The organism is Vibrio renipiscarius (assembly GCF_000827885.1).
GTDB classification, from domain to species: domain Bacteria; phylum Pseudomonadota; class Gammaproteobacteria; order Enterobacterales; family Vibrionaceae; genus Vibrio; species Vibrio renipiscarius.
This window is the reverse complement of record NZ_JTKH01000014.1, coordinates 1-2577: the sequence shown is the minus strand read 5'-3', so window position 1 is coordinate 2577 and position 2577 is coordinate 1. Positions and strand designations below refer to the sequence as shown.

Sequence of the window (2577 nt, the reverse complement as noted above, 5' to 3'; positions counted from 1 at the left end):
CAACCTTAAATGGGTTCCTCGGCCAAACGCGAGTCGATGAAGATGATATTCCGATGATCGGCTCAGATACTGGTGCCGGTCAAGTCGGCAGCAATGTCATTGGCGGGACGATGGACATCGATGAAGGCTCAGATGGCGTGAAAAGCTATCAAGTCACCAATGTTGGCACATTACTGAATGGATTAAGCTCCGGTGGAGAAAGCCTTGAGTGGCAAGTGGACAGCCCTGCGCAATCCGGCACGCAGTTCACCTACACCGCACAAACCTCCGCCGGTGACACCGTCTTTACGCTTGTGTTTGATACCAGCAACAACAGCTACCAATTCACACTGAACAAGCCGCTTGATCATGCCATTGTGCAAGGGGAAAACACCCTTGAACTGACTTTCCAAGTGACCGCGACGGATTTTGATAACGATACGACACTCAATCAACCGTTAACGATCACCGTCGTGGATGATATTCCCCTGATCAATGCCATTGCGCCGCTTACGATTGACGAAGATGACCTCGTCGGCGGTACCGATGCAGGCACGGATCCGCTGATTGATACTGGCACTTTCGATACCACGCAAGGTGCCGATCAAGTGGTGACGTATCAACTCGAATCGAGCACCATACCGGTCGCGGGCCTTGAATCGCAAGGCAAGCCTGTCTCTATCAGCGAGTCGTTTGACTCGAATACCCAAACTTACACTTACACCGGGTCGAGTGACGAAGGTGAAGTGTTTGTGCTGACATTAAGTGGCAATGGTAACTACCAGTTTGAGCTGAAAGCGCCGATTGATCATGCACTGAACGAAGACGATAAAGATTTAACCTTCTCTATTATTGCCACTGACCAAGATGGCGATACGAGCACCAAACCATTAGTGGTGAAACTGGTTGATGATGCGCCAACATTAAATGGCTTCCTTGGTGATACTCGAGTGGATGAGGATGATATTCCTGTTGTAGGTTCAGCACTCGATGACAGTAATACCATTGGTGGCACAATTGACATCAATGAAGGTTCTGATGGCGTGAAAAGCTATCAAGTGACCAATATAGCGACATTGCTAGATGGATTAACGTCGGGTAAGGAAAGCCTCGAATGGAAAGCGGGCAGTCCGGAACAATCAGGTACTCAGTTTACCTACACTGCTCAAACCACATCGGGCGACACCGTCTTCACCTTGGTGTTTGATACCAATAGTAGCACTTACAGTTTCACCTTAGACAAACCACTCGATCACGCGTTGGTACAAGGTGAAAACACGCTGAATTTGACGTTCCAAGTGACCGCGACGGATTTTGATAACGATACCACGACCGCGCAGCCATTGGTGATCACCGTTGTGGATGATATTCCGCTGATCAATACGATTGAACCACTGTCTATTGATGAAGATGATCTGCCTGGCGGGCGGGATGCTGGAAATGACGCATTAACAGATTCGGGTGTGTTTGATACCACTCAAGGCGCTGATCGTGTCGTTACCTACAGCCTTGAATCGCTTACCGATCCGGTGGCTGGCCTTGAATCCCAAGGCAAAGCGATCATGATTACCGAATTGTTTGAACAAGCAACTCAAACCTACACTTACACGGGCTCTACAACCGATGGCGAGGTGTTCGTTTTAACCTTGAATGGCAATGCCGGAAGCTATGAGTTTGAACTTAAAGCACCGATAGATCACGCCGATAGCGAAGACGATAAAGATCTGACCTTTTCGATTGTCGCCACAGACCAAGATGGTGACACCAGCACTAAACCTCTCGTGGTCACGCTCGTTGATGATGCCCCGATCTTAAACGGCTTTATGGGTCAAATGAGCGTGGATGAAGATGACATTCCGGTCGTCGGCTCTGCACTGGATGGCAGCAACGTAATTGGTGGCACGATCGATGTTGAAGAGGGCGCTGATGGGGTTAAAAGCTATCAGGTGACCAACACCGCAACCTTACTTAGTGGCTTAACGTCCGGCGATGAAGCGTTAGAGTGGAAGGCGGGAAGCCCGGAACAAGACGGGACTACATTCCTCTATACTGCGCAAACCGCATCGGGTGATGATGTCTTTACCTTGCTGTTCGATACCAGCAATAAAAGCTACCAGTTCACCTTGGTTAAGCCTCTCGATCATGACATCGTTCAGGGTGAAAATACTCTGGATTTGACTTTCCAAGTCACCGCGACCGATTTTGATAATGACACCACGGGCGAGCAACCTCTCACGATCACTGTCGTGGACGATATTCCAGTGATTAACACCATCGCACCATTGAGTGTCGATGAAGATGATCTGATGGGTGGCACCGATCAAGGCAACGACGCACTGACGGATTCGGGTATATTTGTCACCACTCAAGGCGCTGATGGCGTCGTCACTTATCAACTGGAATCGTTAACCACTCCGATTTCCGGACTGCAATCGCAAGGCAATCCGGTCGCTATCACTGCGTTGTTTGATGCGGCGACACAAACGTATACTTATACTGGTGCAACAACGGATGGCCCTGTTTTTGTTTTAACCTTAAGCGGCAGCGGTAGCTATCAATTTGAATTGAAAGCGCCTATTGACCATGCTGATAGCGAAA

At 49.1% G+C, this 2577-nt stretch carries 1 protein-coding gene; it reads left to right on the top strand.

Features of this window, described 5'->3' with window-relative positions:
• On the top strand, positions 1-2577 hold a 2577-nt coding region (locus tag OJ16_RS09695), incomplete at both ends, for a T1SS-143 repeat domain-containing protein (protein WP_040989871.1).